The 18100-nt window shown below is 71.4% G+C and carries 14 protein-coding genes and 1 pseudogene; 3 read left to right on the forward strand and 12 right to left on the reverse strand.

Translation table 11 applies throughout. The features are described from left to right. Window positions 1-1068, reverse strand: coding sequence for a galactose-1-phosphate uridylyltransferase (gene galT, locus QNO07_RS00430; protein ID WP_283989249.1), 1068 nt, complete (start codon window positions 1066-1068; stop codon window positions 1-3). Window positions 1069-1171: 103 nt separating this feature from the next. On the opposite strand from galT, the gene QNO07_RS00435 reads away from it, so the two are divergent. Further along, the gene (locus QNO07_RS00435; RefSeq protein ID WP_283989250.1) at window positions 1172-2179 is read left to right on the forward strand and encodes a LacI family DNA-binding transcriptional regulator; all 1008 of its coding nucleotides are present in this window, start codon (window positions 1172-1174) and stop codon (window positions 2177-2179) included. 24 nt (window positions 2180-2203) lie between these two features. On the opposite strand, the pseudogene QNO07_RS00440 reads toward QNO07_RS00435, so the two are convergent. The 7 genes and pseudogenes from QNO07_RS00440 to QNO07_RS00470 form a co-directional block, all read right to left on the reverse strand. Continuing rightward, a pseudogene (locus QNO07_RS00440) lies at window positions 2204-2710 on the reverse strand (GNAT family N-acetyltransferase); the annotation flags it as partial. Window positions 2711-2920: 210 nt separating this feature from the next. Next, window positions 2921-3106 (reverse strand): DUF397 domain-containing protein, encoded by a 186-nt coding sequence (locus QNO07_RS00445; protein ID WP_283989251.1) that lies wholly within the window; start codon window positions 3104-3106, stop codon window positions 2921-2923. Further along, window positions 3103-3969 (reverse strand): helix-turn-helix domain-containing protein, encoded by an 867-nt coding sequence (locus QNO07_RS00450; RefSeq protein WP_283989252.1) that lies wholly within the window; start codon window positions 3967-3969, stop codon window positions 3103-3105. Before QNO07_RS00450 ends, QNO07_RS00445 begins: the two co-directional genes overlap by 4 nt. Window positions 3970-4107: 138 nt before the next feature. Beyond that, window positions 4108-5136, reverse strand: coding sequence for a LacI family DNA-binding transcriptional regulator (locus QNO07_RS00455; protein WP_283989253.1), 1029 nt, complete (start codon window positions 5134-5136; stop codon window positions 4108-4110). A 27-nt stretch (window positions 5137-5163) separates the two neighbouring features. Continuing rightward, window positions 5164-6081, reverse strand: a complete 918-nt coding sequence (locus tag QNO07_RS00460; protein ID WP_283989254.1) for a carbohydrate ABC transporter permease — start codon at window positions 6079-6081, stop codon at window positions 5164-5166. Beyond that, complete coding sequence (locus QNO07_RS00465) at window positions 6078-7019, reverse strand: carbohydrate ABC transporter permease (protein WP_349636794.1); 942 nt, start codon at window positions 7017-7019, stop codon at window positions 6078-6080. Before QNO07_RS00465 ends, QNO07_RS00460 begins: the two co-directional genes overlap by 4 nt. Beyond that, window positions 7016-8326: an ABC transporter substrate-binding protein gene (locus tag QNO07_RS00470; protein WP_283989255.1), complete on the reverse strand. Its 1311-nt coding sequence runs from the start codon at window positions 8324-8326 to the stop codon at window positions 7016-7018. The genes QNO07_RS00465 and QNO07_RS00470 overlap by 4 nt, the downstream gene beginning before the upstream one ends. Before the next feature lie 196 nt (window positions 8327-8522). Between QNO07_RS00470 and QNO07_RS00475 the strand changes: the two genes are divergently transcribed. Together QNO07_RS00475 and QNO07_RS00480 are read left to right on the forward strand one after the other, a co-directional pair. Continuing rightward, window positions 8523-10544, forward strand: coding sequence for a beta-galactosidase (locus QNO07_RS00475; RefSeq protein WP_283989256.1), 2022 nt, complete (start codon window positions 8523-8525; stop codon window positions 10542-10544). A 98-nt stretch (window positions 10545-10642) separates the two neighbouring features. After that, window positions 10643-12256, forward strand: a complete 1614-nt coding sequence (locus tag QNO07_RS00480) for a glycoside hydrolase family 53 protein (RefSeq protein WP_283989257.1) — start codon at window positions 10643-10645, stop codon at window positions 12254-12256. Here the strand turns inward: QNO07_RS00480 and QNO07_RS00485 are convergent. From QNO07_RS00485 to QNO07_RS00500, 4 genes are all read right to left on the reverse strand, one after another. Continuing rightward, window positions 12208-14082, reverse strand: a complete 1875-nt coding sequence (locus QNO07_RS00485; protein ID WP_283989258.1) for an ABC transporter permease subunit — start codon at window positions 14080-14082, stop codon at window positions 12208-12210. The genes QNO07_RS00480 and QNO07_RS00485 overlap by 49 nt on opposite strands. Before the next feature lie 20 nt (window positions 14083-14102). Continuing rightward, on the reverse strand, window positions 14103-15629 hold the full coding sequence (locus QNO07_RS00490) for an ABC transporter substrate-binding protein (protein WP_283989259.1): 1527 nt from the start codon (window positions 15627-15629) through the stop codon (window positions 14103-14105). A gap of 201 nt (window positions 15630-15830) precedes the next feature. Further along, window positions 15831-16961 (reverse strand): hypothetical protein, encoded by a 1131-nt coding sequence (locus QNO07_RS00495; protein WP_283989260.1) that lies wholly within the window; start codon window positions 16959-16961, stop codon window positions 15831-15833. A gap of 231 nt (window positions 16962-17192) precedes the next feature. Beyond that, the gene (locus tag QNO07_RS00500) at window positions 17193-18038 is read right to left on the reverse strand and encodes an EamA family transporter (RefSeq protein ID WP_283989591.1); all 846 of its coding nucleotides are present in this window, start codon (window positions 18036-18038) and stop codon (window positions 17193-17195) included. Between the last annotated feature and the right edge of the window lie 62 nt (window positions 18039-18100).

The following is an 18100-nucleotide window of genomic DNA, read 5'->3' on the forward strand; positions in this document are numbered from 1 at the left end:
TCAGCTCGCCACCTCGCGCAGGCGCTGGGCAGCGGTCTCCGGGGGCACGTCGTTGATGAACACGTCCATGCCGGACTCGGAACCGGCGAGGAACTTCAGCTTGCCGGGCGTGCGCCGGACGGTGAACAGCTCCAGGTGCAGCGCGAACTCCTCCCGAGGCGCGTACCCGACCGCCGGCTCGCTATCGGGGCGGCCGAAGGGCGCCTGGTGCCAGGCGGAGATGTACGGCGTGGGCGGCTGCCCGGGGCCGAAGACCCGGTCGAACCTGCGCAGCAGCTCCAGGTAGGCCCGGGGGAACTCCGCCCGTGCCGGGGCGTCGAGGGCGCGCAGGTCGGGGACGCGGCGGCGGGGGTAGAGGTGCACCTCGTACGGCCAGTGGGCGGCGTAGGGCACGAACGCCACCCAGTGCTCGCTCTCCCACACCACCCGCGAGTCGGCCAGTTCACGGCTGACCACGTCGTCGAAGAGGTTGCGTCCACCGGTGCGGCGGCCGTACTCCCCCGCGGTGCGCAGCATGCGCTCGGTGCGCGGCGTGACGAAGGGGTAGGCGTAGATCTGGCCGTGCGGATGGCCGAGCGTCACGCCGATCTCGGCGCCCCGGTTCTCGAAGCAGAACACCTGCGCGACCTGCGGCAGCCGGGCCAGCTCGGCGGTGCGGTCGGTCCAGGCGCCGAGCACCAGGGCGACCTGCTCCTCGGTGAGGTCGGCGAACGAGGCCTGGTGGTCGGCGGTGAAGCAGACCACCTCGCAGCGACCGGAGTCCCCCGCGAGCGAGGGGAAGCGGTTCTCGAACACCACCACCGCGTAGTCGTCGGCCGGGATCTCGCTGAGCCTGTCCTTGGTGGACGGGCAGAGCGGGCACTCGTCGGCCGGAGGATGGTAGGTGCGGTCCTGCCGGTGCGAGGCGACGCAGACGCTGTCACCGAGCAGCGGGTCCCGGCGGACCTGCGAGGCGGTCGCCACCTTGTCCAGCGGCCGACGGTCGACGGCACCCCGCTCGGCGTCGTCGCGCAGGTCGTAGTAGAACAGTTCACGGCCGTCGGCCAGCCTGATCGGCGTCTTGTGCACCTTGGTATCCCCTTCCGGCTGTATCCAGCCAAGCACAGGGGACGGTACTTTGTACATCGTTGTAAATCAGCCCTCGGAGAGATACCGGGGCGGAGGGAGCGTCGTGCGGGTCAGCCTCAAGGACGTCGCGGCACACGCGGGCGTGTCGATCAAGACCGTGTCGAACGTGGTGAACGACTACGCGCACGTCACCCCCGGCATGCGCGCCCGGGTGCAGGCGTCGATCGACGAGCTGGGCTACCGCCCGAACCTCACGGCCCGGCACCTGCGGAAGGGGCGCACCGGGACCATCGCCCTGGCGCTGCCGGAGCTGGGCAACCCGTACTTCGCCGAACTGGCGACCGCGGTGATCGACGCGGCGGCCGAGCACGACTACACGGTGCTGCTCGACCACACCGGCGGCCGGCGCGAACGTGAGCTGCTGGTCAGCCAGGGATTCCGCGCGCGGGTGATCGACGGCCTGATCCTCAGCCCCATCGAGCTGGAGGCAGAGGACCTGGCGGACCGTGCGGAGCAGGTACCGCTCGTGCTGCTGGGCGAGCGCCGCTACGAGGCGCCCTACGACCACATCGCCGTGGACAACGTGGCCGCCGCCCGGACGGCGGTGCGGCACCTGTGCGAGGCGGGACGGCGCAGGATCGCCTTTCTGGGCGCCCGCCGCGGTCACAATCGTCCGGCGCAACTGCGCCTGCAGGGCTGGCGGGAGGAACTCGCAGCGCGGGGGCTGCCCGCCGACGACTCGCTGGTCGGCCCCACCGACGGCTGGGGCCACGCGGACGGCGCCGCGGCGATGGCAGCACTGCTCGACACCGGCGAACGGCCCGACGCGGTGTTCGCCTACAACGACCTGATCGCCATCGGGGCGATGCGCGTACTCTCCGAGCGCGGCCTCCGGGTGCCGGAGCAGGTGGCGGTGGTGGGCTTCGACGACGTCGTGGAGGGTCGGTTCGGCGCGGTGACCCTCACCTCCATCTCACCGGACAAGGCGGCCATCGCGCGGATGGCCGTCACCTCGCTCCTGTCCCGCCTCAACGGTGAGGAACGGGCCGCGGAGTACCTGGAGGCCGGCTACGCGCTCATCGAGCGCGAGAGCACGCGCGGCCGAGGGTGAGCGGCCGGATCGGGCGGAGGGCGGGACGGCCTTCCCAAGGAGCGTGAACGACTTGGGCGAACCGCTCGGCTGCGGTTTGCCTTCCTCGCTGCCGACAACCCGGTAGCCGGCGTTGAGGTGGTACGCCTTCAGACGCGTGTTGCCGGCCAGACAGTCCAGCCGCACCATCTCTCGGCCCGCCTCGGCTACGCGGCGCTCCGCGACTCGCAGAAGGTGCCGCCCTGTTCCGGGCTGGACACTTCCGTGGTCCACCATCAGCCGGTGTGCATAGCCGGCCGTCGGCGGCTGCGGTCCCCACGCGTCCTCGTCCTCCCACCACAGCTCGAAGGCCCCGACCACACGATCGGCGGCCTCCGCGAGCCACACCTCCCCACGCGCCATGACCGTTCGAAAGTGATCCCCGCCCAGCTCGCCAGGCCGCCACTGACCAGTGACGCCTTGGGCAAGCATCCAACGGGCAGCGTTGTCGCGCAGACGTACCACAGCGCCGACATCGGCGTCATCAGCGAGACGGAAGCGTAGATCGGCCATATCGCGGTCCTCGCACAGGCGTCCGCCTCTGCATCATCCGCACGCAGGCTGAGGGAACTGTCGGCCTCCGCCTCCGCGAAGCTGAGCCGCCTTCACGTCCGTTGAGCTGCTGGACAGCAGATCAAGCTCGCGGCACACGGCGCAGGGAGACTGCCTGGCCGTCGTCGAAGGCCGCGATGCAAAGTTCCGACGAGACGGGGCGAGCGGGACTCAGCCGTGCGCCAGGTGCTGCAAGAACCGCGCCCAGCCGTCGCGTCCGACAGCGAAGCCGGGACGCGCCACGTCCTTGGAGTCCCGCACGTGCACGCTGACCTTGGCGACCGCAACCTCGACGCAGTCGTCGCCCTGGGTTCCACTGTGGCTGGACTTGAACCAGGCGAGTTCGTCCCTACTCATAGCGCTCCTCGCAGTCGCTCCACCAGGGACCGGGACTCCTGGGGGTTCAGGGCTTGCGACCGCAGTGTGTCATAACGCAGTTGGAGTAGCCTCGCCTCATTCGCGTCACTGATCAGCCGTCCGTTCTGTTGCCCCTCGGAATAGGCGAATCGGCGACCGTCAGCGGTCTCGATCAGCCGCAGTGGTCCGTCCAGGCAGGCATGTGCCTCGGTGTCAGTCGGCATCACCTGCAACGTCACGTGGCGGGCGGAAAGGGACCACAGCACGCTGTCGAGTTGCTCGCGCATCACCGCCGTCCCGCCGAGCCTGCTTCGGAAGACGGACTCCTCCACGATGAAGCTGAAGGGGACGGTCACACGTTCACCAAGCATCTGCTGGCGTTCGAGGCGTGAGGCGACCTGCGACTCCATCTGTTCGTCGGTCAGCAACGGGATCGCGTTGCTGAAGACCGCACGCGCGTAGCCTTCCGTCTGCAACAGGCCCGGAACCAGGCGGCATTCGTAAGTGCTGAGGCTGACCGCCATCCGCTCCAGGCGTGCCCACTGACGGAACCAAGCGGCGAGCCCGGGGTGGACTCGGGTGAGGTGTCTGGCCGCCCTACGCAGTGCTCCTGTGTTGCCGAGCGCCTCCTCGGCGCGTTCGACGAACGCCCCGTCGGGCATTCGCCGCCCCAACTCCACGGATTCAACAGTGTGTTTGGAGAAGCTGACGCACATGCCGAACTCAACCCGGCTGAGTCCGGCGTGTTCGCGCAGCGCCTGGACAACCGCGCCGAAGGTCCGCAGGCTGTCCGACGGCCCCGGTTCTCGTTCGCAGTCGCCTGCTGTCGCGCACGCGTCCGCTTCGGTGTCGTCCGTGGTCATGTGCGGCCCCTCCGGTTCCTAGGCCCGCGGACTCGGGCTGAGGCCCTCCAGCGTGACGGCACCAGCGGCCATCCTTCCACTCAACGTGTCCGTACGCTGACCGAGCGTACGGACCGGGAAACCACCCATCCCAGGCGATCAGGCCGACTCGCGGCGGACGAGGTCGGTGGGGAGGATTACGGCGGCATGCTGCTCACCCGCTATGCGGGCGAGCAGCATGCGCACCATCTCGTTGCTGATCCGGTCCCACGGCTGCCGGATGGTGGTGAGCGGGGGGCGTGCGGACAGGGCGGCCGGTGAGTCGTCGAAGCCGCCGACGGCCACGTCCTCGGGTACCCGGCGGCCCGCCCGTGCCAGCGCGTCCGTCACACCCTGGGCCATCAGGTCGGAGGCAACGAAGACGGCGTCCACGTCGGGGGCCTGCCGCAGGAGCAGTTCCGCCGCCGTCTCGCCGCTGGCCCGGCTGTAGTCGCCGGAGACGATCAGCGACTCGTCGGCGGGCAGCCCGCACTCGGCCAGGGTCTCCCGGTAGCCCGCGAGGCGTTCCACGCCGCCGGGCGTGTCCGACGGGCCGCTGACGGTGGCGATCCGGCGCCGTCCCGAGGCGTGCAGGTAGCGGACCATCTGCCGGGCGCCGTCCCGGTCGTCCGCCGCGACGTAGCTGACGCTGGTGCTCTGGCCGAGCGGTTTGCCACAGGCGACCAGCGGGACGCCGGCCGCCTCCAGGTCGCGCACCACCGAGTCGCCGGAGTGGCTGGAGACCAGCAGCACGCCGTCGACGTGCCCGGCCTCGATGTACCGCAGGTTGCGTCGCCGTTCCGCCTCGGTGCCCGCGATCATGAGCAGCAGCGGGATGTCCTGGGCGGCGAGCGCCTGGGTGCAGGACCGCAGCAGCACGTTGAAGTTGGGGTCCTCGAAGAAGCGCTCCTGCGGCTCGGTGAGCAGGAACGCCACCGAGTCGGACTTGCCGGTGATGAGCGAGCGGGCGTGCCGGTTGACGACGTAGCCGGTGCGGCGGATGGCGTTGTTGACGGCCGTCTGCGCCGACGGGCTGACGTAGTGCCCACCGTTGAGCACCCGGGAGACGGTGCCGCGTGAGACGCCCGCCTCACGCGCCACGTCGTGGATCGTCACGGACCGGCGCTTGCCGTCTGTGCCGCGGTTCATGGTTCTTCCCCTCGCCTTCCCCTGCGCTCAGGACTTTACGGCCCCGGAGAGCAGGTCAAGGCTCCAGAACCGCTGAACGACGAGGAACAGGGCGATGAGCGGGACGATCGCCAGCAGGGCCCCGGTGATCACCAGGGTGTACAGGGCGGGGGTGCTGGCTCCCTGGGCGAGCAGCGTGAACAGGCCGACCGTCATGGGGAACTTCTCATCGTCGCCGAGCATGATGTACGGCAGCAGGAAGTTGTTCCAGATGGCGACGAACTGGAAGAGGAAGATCGTCACCAGGCCGGGCGACATCATGGGCACGGCGATCCGCAGGAAGATCCGCCACTCGCCGGCCCCGTCCACCCGGGCCGCCTCGACGAGCTCCGCGGGGACGGCGGCCTGCGCGTAGATCCGCCCGAGGTAGACGCCGTACGGGGAGAGGATCAGCGGCAGCATCACGGACAGGTAGGTGTCCGTCATGCCGGCCTCGGCCATCAGCAGGTACTGCGGGATGGCGAGGATGACCGGGGGCATGAGCACACCGGCGAGGATGACGTTGAAGAGGGCCTCCCGGCCGCGGAAGCGGTAGAGGGCGAGCGCGTAGCCGGAGAAGGCCGAGACCACCGTCGACAGCACGGCGCCCACACCGGCGTACAGGCCGGAGTTGGCCATCCACCGCCAGTAGATGCCGTCCCGGTAGGCGCTGAGATCGGAGACGTTCTCGGCGAGGCCGGTGCCGGGCAGGAAGGTGAAGGTGGAGAACAGCTCCGAGCCGGACTTGGTGGAGGCGACCAGCACCCAGGCGACCGGCATCAGGCAGTAGAGCGCCCCGAACACCAGGGCGGCGGTGGGCAGCAGGGCGAACCGGCGCGGTGCCGGTGGCGCGTCGGAGGTGCCCGGGGTGGTGCCGGCGGCCGGTGCGGCCTTGCGCGGCGACGCCGGTGTGGTGAGCGTGCTCATCGGCTTCCTCGGTGCGTCATGCGGGAGCTGGAGATCCTGAGCAGGGCGAAGGACAGGACGAAGGTGGCGGCCGCGAGGACGACGGCGGTCGCCGAGGCCGCGTACACGTCGCCGCCGACGAAGGCGTCGTCGTAGACCTTCATCAGCGGGCTCCAGGTGGTCGGGATGCCGTTGGTCAGCGGCCGAAGCGTCGTCGGCTCGCTGAAGACCTGCAGGGTGGCGATCACCGAGAAGAAGAAGGTCAGCACCAGCGAGGGCGCCACCATCGGGACCTTGATGCGGAGTGCGATCTGGACCGGGGTGGCGCCGTCCAGCTTGGCGGCCTCGTAGACCTCGGCGGGGATGGACCGCAGTGCGGTGTAGATGACGATCATGTTGAAGCCGGCGCCGCCCCACACCGCGATGTTGGCCAGCGACAGGAAGAGCGGGCCTCCGTCGAGCAGGTCCGGTTGCGGCAGCCCCAGTCTTTCCAGCAGGAAGTGGAAGGGGCTGACGTCCGGCAGGTAGAGGAAGCCCCAGAGCAGGGCCGCGACCACGCCGGGGATGGCGTAGGGAAGGAAGATCGCGAGGCGGGAGAAGGAGCGGGCGCGGGCCTGCTCGTTGTCCAGCAGCAGCGCGAACAGCAGCGCCAGGCCGAGCATCACCGGAATGACGATCGCGCCGTAGCCGAGGACCCGCAGGGTTCCGACGCCCAGCTCGGGGTCGGTGAGCGCGGCGGCGTAGTTGCCCAGGCCCGCCCAGACCTGCTCGCGGGCGCCCTTGCCCAGGCCGAGGCCGACGACCTCGACCTTGTGCAGGCTGAGCCAGAGGGCGTACCCGATGGGCAGAGCGAAGAACAGGGCGAAGAGCACGACGGCCGGGAGGAGGAAGGCGTACGGGGCGGACTTCACCCCGTACACCTGCCCGCGGCCTCGCACCTTGCGGAGGGCCGTACTCACGGAGCGACCTCGAAGCCCTGCTTCTTGAGGTCCGCGACGGTGGCCTCCTGCACGCCGGTGAGTGCCGTGCCGAAGCCCGACTTCTTCTTGGCGGCCTGCCCGAACTTGTTCTTGAACGCGGAGTAGGCGACGTTGACGTTGGGTCCCCAGGCGGCGGGGGCGGTGGTGTGTGCGATCTCGGCGGCCTGGGTGTAGAACTCGGGCTGGTTGGAGAAGAACGCGGGTGCCTGGGCGAGTGCGCCGCTGGTCTGGGCGGCGGTGGCGGCCGGGTAGATGCCGCTCTCCTTGACCAGGGCGGCCAGGGCCTCGGGGTCGGTGTTCAGCCAGGTGGCGAACTTCGCGGCTGCGGCCTTGTGCCGGGAGTCGGTGGTGACGGCGGTGGTGGAGCCGCCCCAGCTGCCGGTGGCGTTGTCGCCCTTCGACCACTGCGGGAGGGGCGCCATGGCCCACTTGCCCTTGGTGTCGGGTGCGGCGGTGGTGAGTGTGCCGGGCGCCCAGACGGCACTGACCCAGGCGATCTGCTTGCCGGTGTTCAGCGCCTTGTTCCAGGCGGGTGTGTACATGGGCTGGTTGTCGACGGCCCCTTCCTCGACGAGGCCGCCCCAGAACTCGGCTACCTTCGCGGTGGGTTCGTCGTTGATGTCGACCTTCCACTTGTCGCCGTCGATGGTCCACCACTTCGCGCCGGCCTGCTGGGCGAGGCCGGCGAAGAGACCGGAGTCGTTGGCGGAGAAGGTGGTCAGGGACCTGTCGGGGGCCTGCTTCTTCAGCGCGCGGGCGGTGTCGCCGAACTCCTCCCAGGTCTCGGGCACATCGAGCCCGTACTGCTCGAACAGGTCCTCCCGGTAGAAGAACATCATCGGTCCGGAGTCCTGGGGCACCGCGTAGACGGCGTCGGTGCCCAGGGTGGTCTGCTGCCAGACGCCGGGGGCGAACTCGTCCTCGGCGTCGCCGACCTCGTCGGCTATGTCGGCGAGCGCGTCGTTGCTGACCAACGTGGGCAGCGCCTGGTACTCGGCCTGGACCAGGTCGGGCGCCTGCTTGGCCTTGGAGGCGGTGATGATCTTCGTGACCAGGTCGTCGCCGGAGGCCTGCTTCTGCACGGTGACCTTGATGTCCGGGTTCTTCTTGTTCCAGAGGTCGGCGACCTTGTCCATCCCGGGCGCCCAGGCCCAGTAGGTGAGCGACACAGGGCCGGACTCGGCCGCGTCGTCGCTGTCGGACGCCCCACAGGCGGTGAGCGCGGTCGCGCCGAGAGCGACGGCGGTGACGGTGGCCGCGATGCGGCGGTTCAGCGGATGGTGCATGGGCGAATCTCCCTGACCGAAAGGGCCTCCCGGTCATCCGGTGAGGCCGGCCCTGCGTCTGTGAGCGTTCACAGTAGAGAAACGTCCTGGACACTTGTCAATGGTTGTACCCATGCGGTTACGTAGCCTCATCGCCTCGAACGGCGTGTGTGTACGTTCACACACCTTCGGGTTCTCGACACTTCAGGAGAGATTCATGCCGGACACCGCTCCCCAGGGACTGCGCCGCCTCGCCTTCGGCGGGGACTACAACCCCGAGCAGTGGCCGGAGAGCGTGTGGCAGGAGGACGTGCAGCTGATGCGCGAAGCCGGGGTCACCATGGTCAGCGTCGGGATCTTCTCCTGGGCACTGCTCGAACCGGAGCCCGGCGCCCACGACTTCGGCTGGCTGGACCGGGTGCTGGACCTGCTGCACGAGCACGGGATCCGCGCCGACCTGGCGACGCCCACCGTGGCGCCACCGGCCTGGTTCTACCGCGCCCACCCCGAGGCGCTGCCGGTCAGCCGGGAGGGCGTGCGCCTCGCGTTCGGCTCCCGCGGCGCGATCTGCCACAGCAGCGCGGCCTACCGGGAGGCGGCCGCCCGGATCACCACCGCGCTCGCCCGGCGTTACGCCGGGCATCCCGCACTCGCCATGTGGCACGTCCACAACGAGTACGGCGTGCCGGTCAGCGCCTGCTACTGCGACAACTGCGCCCGCCACTTCCGCCGCTGGCTGGCAGACCGGTACCGCACCGTGGACGCCGTCAACGAGGCCTGGGGCACCGCCTTCTGGGGCCAGCGCTACTCCTCCCTGGAGCAGATCGACCCGCCCCGGCTGACGCCCACCGTCGGCAACCCGGCTCAGCAGCTCGACTACCGCCGCTTCGCCGACGCCACCATGCGCGAGAACTTCGTCAGCGAGCGCGACATCCTGCACCGGCTCGCCCCGGGCGTCCCCGTCACGACCAACTTCATGACGGCGCTCAGCCAGTGCGACTCCGTCGACTACTGGGCCTGGGGCCGGGATGTCGACCTGGTCAGCAACGACCACTACCTCATCACCGACGGGCGCCGCACCCACGTCAACCTGGCCATGGCCGCCGACCTCACCCGGTCCGTCGCGGGCGGCGCTCCCTGGCTGCTGCTGGAGCACTCCACCAGCGGCGTCAACTGGCAGCCCCGCAACCCGGCAAAGCGCCCCGGGGAGATGGCGCGCAACTCCCTCGCCCATGTGGCGCGCGGTTCGGAGGGGGCGATGTTCTTCCAGTGGCGCCAGTCCCGGCGCGGCGCGGAGAAGTTCCACTCGTCGATGCTGCCGCACGCCGGCACCGACTCCCGGATCTGGCGCGAGGTGGTCCGCCTGGGCGCCGACATCGACGCGCTGGCCGCGCTGCGCGGCACCAGGACCGTGCCCGACGCGGCCATGCTGTGGGACTGGCAGTCCTGGTGGGCGCAGACCCTGGAGTGGCGGCCCAGTGCGGACCACGACGCCCGCGAGCGCGCGGACAGCTTCTACGAGACGCTCTACGACCGGCACCTGACCGTCGACTTCGCCCACCCGGAGGCAGACCTGTCGGCGTACCCGCTGGTCGTCGCCCCCGCCCTGTACCTCACGACGCAGGACGCCGGGGCCAACCTGCGCCGCTACGTGGAGAACGGCGGGACGCTGGTCGTCTCCTACTTCTCCGGGATCGTCGACGAGCACGACGCCGTCCACCCCGGCGCCTACCCCGGCGCCCTGCGCGACGTGCTCGGGCTGACCGTCGAGGAGTGGTCACCGCTCGGAGCGGCCGAGACGGTCGCGCTCACCGACGCCTCGGGGGCCCGCCTCACCGCCGACGTGTGGACGGAGTTCGTGGTGCCGCACGGCGCGGAGACGGTCTGGAGCTATGCGGACGGGCCGGCCGAGGGACGGCCGGCCGTCACCCGGCACCGCCTGGGCCGGGGCACCGCCTGGTACGTCTCCTCCCGGCTGGATCCCGCCGCGCTGGACACGGTCCTCGGCGCCGCCTGCGAGGACGCCGACCTGCCGCCGCGCGGCGAACTCCCGCACGACGTCGAGGTGGTGCGCCGCGCAGGTGACGGCGGGGACTTCCTCTTCGCCGTCAACCACACCGCGCACGACACGAAGGTGCCGCTGGAGACCTCCGGCACCGAGCTGCTCACCGGCGAGCACACCGCCGGACAGCTCACCGTGCCGGCCGGCGGGGTCAGGGTCGTCCGGCTCGACCGCTGACCGCCCCGCGAACTCCCGGGGGCGGCCGGCGCATCGGCCGTCCCCGGGTCCGCCCGCACCACCTCCCCCGCCCGCCGCCGTCGAAAGGGACATCGACGATGCACGCACCCCCGACGCCCCCGTTCCCGACCCACGCATCCCCCACCCCCGCATCCCCGAGAGGCGGCCTCCGCAGGCTGCTGCGTGCCGCGGCCGTGCCCGCGCTCGCCGCCCTGCTGGTCACCGCACTCCCGGGTCCGCAGGCCGGCGCCGCCTCGACCCTCACCAACACCGGCTTCGAGTCCGGCACCACCGGATGGTCCGCCTACTCCCCCACCGGCCAGGACGCCGCCTCCTTCGCCGAGGCGGGCGGACGCACCGGCTCCAGCCGCCTCACCCACTGGTCGTCATCCGCCTACAAGGTCGAGACGTTCCAGTACCTGACCGGACTGCCGAACGGCGACCACACCGTCAGCGCCTGGGTGCGCTCCAGCGGCGGCCAGCACGCGGCGTACCTCGCACTGCGCAACTGCGGCTCGGCCGAGCAGCGCACCGACCTGCCGACCACCCGGCAGGCGGAGTGGATACGCGTGGTGACCTCCGTCCGGGTCACCGGCGGCCAGTGCACGGTCAGCATCAACTCCGACGCACGGGCCGGCAACTGGATCAACGTCGACGACGTCAGCTTCACGCAGGGCTCAACAAGCCTGCCGGTAAAGGGCGTCGACGTCTCCACGCTGAAGAAGAGCGAGGACTTCGGCGGCACCTACCGCTCTGCCGACGGCACCACCGGGGACGGGCTGGCCATCCTCTCCTCCGCGGGCGCCAACTACGCGCGGCTGAAGGTGTGGGTGAACCCGGCCGACGGCTACAACAACAAGGCCCGGGTGCTCCAGATGGCCCAGCGAGCCAAGGCCCGCGGCATGAAGCTGCTGATCGACTTCCACTACTCCGACACCTGGGCCGACCCGGGCGCCCAGGCCAAGCCGGCCGCCTGGTCCTCGTACTCCTACAGCCGGCTCCGAACGGCCGTCCACGACCACACCTACGACGTGCTCAACGCGCTCAAGGCGCAGGGCACCACCGCCGACATGGTGCAGATCGGCAACGAGATCAACGGCGGCATGCTCTGGCCGGAGGGCTCCACCTCCAACTGGACCCAGCTCGGCGGGCTGCTCAGGTCCGGCGTCTCCGCCACGAAGGCCGTCTCCTCCTCCACCCGCGTCGCCCTGCACCTGGCGAAGGGCGGCGACCACGCGAGCGCCCGCTCCTGGTTCGACAACGCCGTCGCGCAGGGTGTGGAGTTCGACGTCGTCGCCCTGTCCTTCTACGGCTACTGGGACGGTCCGCTGTCCGGACTCCAGACCAACCTCGACAACCTCGCCTCCCGCTACGGCAAGCCGGTACTCGTCGTGGAGACCGCGTACGCCTTCCGGCTGGACAGCAAGGACGACCACGAGAACATCATCGACCGCACCGACGAGCTGATCCCCGGCTACCCGGCCAGCCCCGCGGGCCAGGAGGCCTGGCTGCGTGACGTGATGAACGTCGTCGAGGCCGTTCCGAACGGCCGCGGTCTGGGTGTCGTCTACTGGGAGCCGACCTGGACGGCCGTCACCGGCAACGGCTGGGACCCGACCGACCCGTCCTCCGGCAACGGCTGGGAGAACCAGGCCCTGTTCGACTACGACAACCGGCTGCTGCCCGCGGCGAAGTGGTTCAGCCACCGCTGACCCGACGTCCCGCTGGGGGCGGGCCCGGGCTTCCCGGGGCCCGCCCCCTTGCGTGCGCCGTGCACCGCCGCCGAGGCGGACACGGCCAGGACGGAGAGCAGGATCAGCGCGCAGGCCGGGGCGAGGACGATCCAGGGCGCCAGTTCCGCGTAGGGCTGGTTCTCCGACAGCAGGCGGCCCCACTCCGGGGTGGGCGGTTGCTCGCCCAGTCCCAGGAACCCGAGGGAGGCCAGGACGAGCACGGTGGTGGGCAGCCGGAGCAGCGCGTTGCGCAGGATCGGGGGAACGATCGCGGGCAGCAGGTGCCGCCGCAGCAGATGGAGCGGGCCGGCACCGAACGAGGTCGACGCGAGCAGGTGGCCGCTCGCCCGCTCCTGTTCCAGCAGCGCCGCCGTCTGCGCCGCGTAGGGGGTCCAGGCGACCAGGCACACCGCGCCCGCCGCACCCCAGACCGACGGTCCGGTCACCGCGGTGGTCAGCAGTCCGGCGAGGACGGCCGGCAGCGTGGACACCACTTCGCTCAGGCCCGCGGTCGCCCGGGCGGCCACGCCCAGCACCAGACCGGTGACGACGCTGACCGCCGTCACCGTGAGGGCCACGCCCGACGTGCGCAGCGCGCCGTGGCCCAGCCGGGCCAGCAGGTCCCGGCCGAGAGCGTCCGTGCCCAGGGGGTGAGCGGCCGAGGGCGGCAGCAGCCGGGCCGCGGTGTCCACGTGCAGGGGGTCGCGCAGCAGTCCGGACACGACCAGGCCGAGCAGTGCGACGGCGCAGGCTCCGGCGATCCAGCGCGTGGAGCGCCGTCCCGGGAGGCGCGGCAGGTGCAGGGTGGGCAGGGCGCGCTCTCGCAGGGCGGGGCCGAGGAGCGTGCGACGCAGGGCCTGGAGGAGGACGCCGGCGGCGACACCGAGCAGGACGAGGACGAGGGTGGCGGTCTGCAGCAGCGGCAGGTCCTGGGCCACCGCGGAGTCCAGGGCGAGCCGGCCGAGCCCGGGGATGTTGAAGATCTTCTCCACCGCGACGGCGCCGCCGACCAGCGCCACCACGGTCGGCAGCAGCTGCGGAAGCACACCCGCCGCGCTGCGGCGCAGGGCGTGCCGGGCGAGGTGCCGGGGCGGGAGTCCGCAGGCGTGCCACGTCCGGGCCCACGGCTCGTTGAGGGCGGCGGGCAGGGACTGGTCGAGCAGGCCGCCGATCATCGCTCCGGACGGCACGCCGAGGGCGAGCGCGGGCAGCACCATCGACCGCGGCCCCTCCCATCCGCTCGACGGGAACCAGCCCAGCCACACTCCGAACACCGTGGCGAGCAGGGAGGCGAGCAGGAACTTGGGCAGCGCGGCGAGAACCGCGGCTCCGACGCCGGCCCGACCCGGTCGCAGCCGTCGCCGGGAGCCGTGGTGCAGGGTACGGGCGCAGACCAGTGCGGCCACCACGACCGTGACCGCGAGGGCGCCGAGCATCAGTGTGACCGAGACCGCGAAGGCGGTGGCCACCTCGGGCATGACCGGTTCGCCCGACACCCAGGAGGTGCCCGCGTCACCTCGCGGCAGTCCGGCCAGCCAGTGGACGAGGTGGGTGAACGGCCCCTCTTCGAAGTCGAGTTGCTCCCGGACGGCGGCCAGCTGGGCTCGGGTGGGGTCCTGGTCGCCGGAGCGGGCCCGCAGCACCGTCAGGGCGGGGTCGGTCCCCGACAGCCAGGGCAGCGCGGCGACGACCGCGAGCAGCACGGCCCCCGCGGCGACCCGGCCGGCTGCCGCGCCCCACCGTCCCGGGCGCACACCGGCGCGGGCCGACTCACCGGCGCGGGCACCGGCCGAGGTGACGCTCATCAGATGCTGCGCCCCCGCCGCTACTTCACCCGGGTGCCGACGTCGACCAGGGAACGCTCGCGGGGGTCGAGCAGCACACCCTCGACCTCGGGCCGGATGCCCTGGACGACCTTCTCGTGCACCAGCGGGACCACGGCGTCGGTGCGAAGGATCTCCGCCTCGGCCCGCATGATCTTCTGCTGCCGCCGTTCCGCGTCGCCTTCCTCGGCGGCGGCCCTGATCGCCCGGTCGACCCCGGAGTCCTTCAGTCCGGCGATGTTGTAGACGCCGTCGCCGGTGTAGTCGCTCGCGAGGTACGCGACGGCGTCACCGGTGTCGAGCAGCGTCACCCGGGAGAAGACGAGTGCGTCGTACCTGCCGGCGAGCAGGTCGGCTTCCATCTGCGTGTACTCGCGCACGTCCTGCTTCACCGTGAATCCGGCCTTCTCCAGCTGCTGCTGGAGGACGGTGGCGGCTTCGGGGAGTTCGGCGCGATTGGTGTACGTGGCCAGGCGCAGCACCTTGCCCTTGGTCTCCGACCTGACCTGGGCGGTGGTCGCGGCCTTGGCCCGGCCGGTCACCCGCACCCGGTGGTCGGCCGCCCAGGGCACGGCGGGCCCGAACAGGCCCTGCCCGGGGTCGGCGTAGCCGCCGAACACCGAGTCGACCAGGGCGCCGCCGTCCACGGCCTCGCGGGCGGCGGCGCGCAGCGGGGCGTCGGTGAGGAGGCCGCGCGCGGTGTTGAGGACGAGGCTGTCGGTCCGCACGGAGGGCACCTCGTGCCGGGTGTCCTCCTTCAGCAACTGCGCCTGGGCGGTGGGGATCCACTCGGCCACGTCGACGTCGCCGCTGCGCAGGGCGTTGGCGCGGGCGGTGCCGTCGGCGATCCAGGTCACGTCGATGCCGGCCGCCTTGGCCGTGCCGCCCCAGTACGCGTCGAAGCGGTCGAGGGTGGCCTTGCTCTTGCCGGTGAGCTTCTTGATCTCGAAGGGGCCGGTGCCGGTGCCGACCGGGCTGACGGTGCCGTCCGCGGCGTAGGCCTTCGGGGAGAGCACACCCAGCGCGGGGCTGGCCAGCCGCAGCGGGAGCACCGGGTCGGCGGCCTCGGTGCGGATCGTCACGGTGCCGGCGTCCTCGGCCTTGGCGGTGAGCGTCACGTCGCTGAGGACGCGGGGCTTGGTCTCGGCCTTGTTCGCCTGGTCCAGCGCGTTGACGACGGACTCGGCGGTGACCTCGGTGCCGTCCTGGAACGTGGCCTCGCGCAGCTCGAAGGTCCAGGTGGTGGCGTCGACCTGCGACCAGGACTTCGCGAGCGCGGGCGCTGCGGCCCCGTCCCCGTCGAGCGCCGTGAGGCCCTCGGCCACGGAGAGCTTGCTCAGCACGGTGGCGTCGTTGCTGTAGGGAGACAGCGCCTGGACCGGCGGTACCGCGAGGGCGATCCGCAGGCGGTCCCCCGCTCCCGGTACGGCGCCCTTGCCGGAGCTGTCCTCACCCGACACGAAGCAGCCGGTCAGCAGCGGACTGAGAACGAGCGCCGCGAAGAGGACGCGGGGGTTGGTGGAGCGCATGGTTGGTCCTGACGTGCGGGAGTGGGGTCGCATCCCTGCACACGTGGGTCACGGGTGCCGTGAGTGCCACGCGGTGCCAGGGGCACGTCAGCATATAAGGCAAGCCTTACCGAACCCACAGCAGGTAGGTGAAGTCTCAACTACTGAGACCACTCGCGGCACCGGCCCCTGCGGGCACCGGCCGCCCGCCCGGTCGCACCGTCATCCCCGCGCCTTCTCCTTCCGCACCGGACAGGCGGACGCCACTGCCGCGGCGCACGCCGAGCCTGCCCTCCCGAGCTGGTGCAGGATCTCGCCGGAGACCAGGTCCTGCCTGCCCTTGAAGGCGTCCGCGGTCACCGGATCGGTGGGGAAGACCAGTTCGGCCGCCACGTTGTCCTGCACGATCCGGGCGAGGTTGTCGAGAGCGACGAGGACCGGGTCGTCGGGGACTTCGGCGGTCGGCAGGTCGATCAGGTGAGTGGCGACCTTCGCCCGGTTCATGCAGCGCCTGATGATGACCGACGCCTGGTTCAGCTCGGAGGTGGTCCAGATGGACAGCACCACGGTGTACAGGTCCTTCCACGCCTCCTCGCCGATCCGGCCGCGCCACCGCCGCATGAGCCCTTCCACCCCGGAGATCTGCGCCTGGGCCGCGTGGGTCATGTTCGTGCGGATGCTGGGGTACGCCCTGCCCGTGAAGTCGGTGAACGACGCCGGGTCGAGTGTTCCGCTGCCCACGGAGTCACCGATGAAGTGCAGTGCCTGATCGAGGAGTTCCCCGCAGGAGTCCTCCAGCTCCTGCGGCAGGCCGGCCGCACCGAGCTGCTGACGGGTCTCCGTGAGCGTGGCGGCGTAGTCCCGGAGCGGCCCGATCCAGCCCCTGGACCGGGGCCCCTCGAAGGCGACCATCCCCAGGTCGTGCGGGTCGATGCGGTCGGCGTGGGGGAGGCCGGGGACCCGGTCGCTCAGGTAGGGGGCGATGATCGAGAAGACCCCCTGAGGCACATGGCTGATCGCCTTCGCCAACTCGAAGACCTCGGGCACGGGATGGACGGACTCCTGCTGCCTCCGGTCGTGGATGAGGGTGAACCTGCCGCCCTTCGCATCGTTCTGGACGACGATGACGGGACTCAGCCGACTCATGAGCGCGGACTTGAGAGCGGCGTAGTGCGTGCGCATCCCGGAGTTTGCGGCACGCATCGCGTCGCGCGCCCGCAGTTCGGCACCTGCCGAGCCCGCGTCGGCCGCGCCGGCACTCGCGGGCGCGGCCGACACCGACGGGGGGCTGCTCAGCAACGTCACCGCGCCTGCGGCTGAGGCGCCGCCGAGGAGGTCTCTCCGTGTGGGCATCGTCGGTGTTCCCGCCTTCTCGTCAGGGCCGTGCGTCTCGCGCTGCACGAACTCTCTCCGGGCGGTGCCGCCGGACACGCCGTTACCCGTGTTCCGCACCCGATTCCCCACCCGAATAGCCCTGTGACCAAGCCGCCGGGTACAGGCACAAGCACCGGCCCCGGCCGGCTTCCGCAAAGGTGCACGGCAGGCATCACCAAGGACCGTGGCGCAGCCAGCCCTGTCGACTCCTCACGGGACGACGTCGGTTGACGGTGCGCGTTCCTGCGCGGCGGGACGGGGTGCGGCGACCAGGGCGGCGGTGTTCGCAGCGACGATCACGGCGATCGAGAACCAGGCGAGCATGTCCAGACGTTGGCCGAGCACCACGAGGCCGGCGAGAGCGGCGAAGACCGGGTTGACACTCATGAACACGCCGAACAGGTGCGCCGGTATGCGGCGCAGGGCCAGCAGGTCGGCCAGGAACGGCACCGCGGACGACAGCACACCGGCCGCCAGCGCGCAGCCCAGCGCCGCGGCCGTGGGTGGGTGCTGCCACAGCACCCACCCACCGACCGGCAGGTAGAGGGCGCCGGAGACCCCGGCAGCCGCAGCGGTGCCCTCCACCCCGGGGAGCTGGGACCCGACGGCCCGGTTGAGCAGGATGTAGCAGCCCCAGCACACAGCGGCCAGCAGCCCCAGGGCCATGCCAAGGTAGTCGGTGGAGGACGAGGGCCGCATCAGCACCACCACCGCGCCCGTGGCAGCCGCCGCGCAGAGCAGGTCGAGGCGGCGCCGGGAACCGGCCAGGGCCACTGCCAGCGGGCCGAGGAACTCCAGAGTGACCGCCAGGCCGAGCCCGATCCGGTCGATCGCCGAGTAGAGGGACAGGTTCATCCCGGCGAACACCAGCGCCAGTCCCAGCACCAGGCGCCACTGCCTCGCGGTGAAGTGCCGCAACCGCGGCCTGCCCAGGACGCCCAGGGCGACCGCTGCCACCCACTGGCGGACGGCCACCACGCCGACCGGGCCGAGCACCGGGAACGCCAGCGCCGCGATCGAGGCCCCCGTCTGGTTGGACAGGCCGCTGCCCAGCATCAGAGCCGTCCCGCCCCACCGTCCCGGCTGATGTGAGGCGGCAGGGCCGGTGGCCGGTGCGG

This window comes from Streptomyces sp. 549 (assembly GCF_030124175.1).
Taxonomy (GTDB): Bacteria; Actinomycetota; Actinomycetes; order Streptomycetales; family Streptomycetaceae; genus Streptomyces.

Coding starts and splice junctions, on each gene's coding strand:
- QNO07_RS00445 (WP_283989251.1), bottom strand. CDS start 3,106: ATGAGTAGGGACGAACTCGCCTGGTTCAAGTCCAGCCACAGTGGAACC.
- QNO07_RS00450 (WP_283989252.1), bottom strand. CDS start 3,969: ATGACCACGGACGACACCGAAGCGGACGCGTGCGCGACAGCAGGCGAC.
- QNO07_RS00455 (WP_283989253.1), bottom strand. CDS start 5,136: ATGAACCGCGGCACAGACGGCAAGCGCCGGTCCGTGACGATCCACGAC.
- QNO07_RS00460 (WP_283989254.1), bottom strand. CDS start 6,081: ATGAGCACGCTCACCACACCGGCGTCGCCGCGCAAGGCCGCACCGGCC.
- QNO07_RS00470 (WP_283989255.1), bottom strand. CDS start 8,326: ATGCACCATCCGCTGAACCGCCGCATCGCGGCCACCGTCACCGCCGTC.
- QNO07_RS00475 (WP_283989256.1), top strand. CDS start 8,523: ATGCCGGACACCGCTCCCCAGGGACTGCGCCGCCTCGCCTTCGGCGGG.
- QNO07_RS00480 (WP_283989257.1), top strand. CDS start 10,643: ATGCACGCACCCCCGACGCCCCCGTTCCCGACCCACGCATCCCCCACC.
- QNO07_RS00485 (WP_283989258.1), bottom strand. CDS start 14,082: ATGAGCGTCACCTCGGCCGGTGCCCGCGCCGGTGAGTCGGCCCGCGCC.
- QNO07_RS00490 (WP_283989259.1), bottom strand. CDS start 15,629: ATGCGCTCCACCAACCCCCGCGTCCTCTTCGCGGCGCTCGTTCTCAGT.
- QNO07_RS00495 (WP_283989260.1), bottom strand. CDS start 16,961: ATGCCCACACGGAGAGACCTCCTCGGCGGCGCCTCAGCCGCAGGCGCG.
- QNO07_RS00500 (WP_283989591.1), bottom strand. CDS start 18,038: ATGCTGGGCAGCGGCCTGTCCAACCAGACGGGGGCCTCGATCGCGGCG.